Origin of the sequence: Kocuria subflava (assembly GCF_012163155.1) — a bacterium.
Classification (GTDB): Bacteria; Actinomycetota; Actinomycetes; order Actinomycetales; family Micrococcaceae; genus Kocuria; species Kocuria subflava.
Window position 1 is genome coordinate 1 of record NZ_JAAVUN010000206.1, and the last position, 558, is coordinate 558.

A 558-nucleotide genomic window follows, 5' to 3' on the forward strand; every position below is an offset into this window, starting at 1 on the left:
GGGAGGAAGGCCGGGAGAAGGGGTAACGGTGGGCAGGTCGGTCATGAGCACACCCTATGCCGGACTCCACCGCGATCTTGCCCAGGCCCTCTTCAGCTGGCACACAGACAACGCCGTCGACAAGGCTCGGGATTCAGGTTGTACCGAGCCTGGCCTGTCAGACTGTTGCGAACGAATTTCCCAGTGCCAGTTTCCCGACGACCTCCGCACCAACCGTGCAAGGTCGCAGACCCCAGGGTTCGCACCGACCACCGGAGAGCCCGAACCGGAGGAAGTCAGTGACGTACATTCCCGCCGAGAGAGACCCCGACGGCGAGTCGAACGCGGATCGCAACCGTGAGCAGCCGACGGAGGCCATTCACACCACCCGATCGGCGCATACCAACGACCGGACGGACACGATCAGTGCCTCCTCCGACCCCTCCGTGACGCGCCCCATGCCCTCGGTCAAGGACGGTGGCAGGCGCTACGACCTCTCCCCGGATCCTGCCCCCGCACCCATCCAGACCGCGCCGCGGCCGGAGACCGCTCCCCCGGCGCGGCACGGACCAACCCCCC

General features: G+C 67.2%; 1 protein-coding gene. It reads left to right on the plus strand.

Going from position 1 to position 558, the window contains the following annotated elements; translation table 11 throughout:
• Nucleotides 1-278: 278 nt before the first annotated feature.
• The coding region (locus GTW58_RS13790; protein WP_209436597.1) for a hypothetical protein at nucleotides 279-558 on the plus strand (280 nt) is incomplete at its 3' end.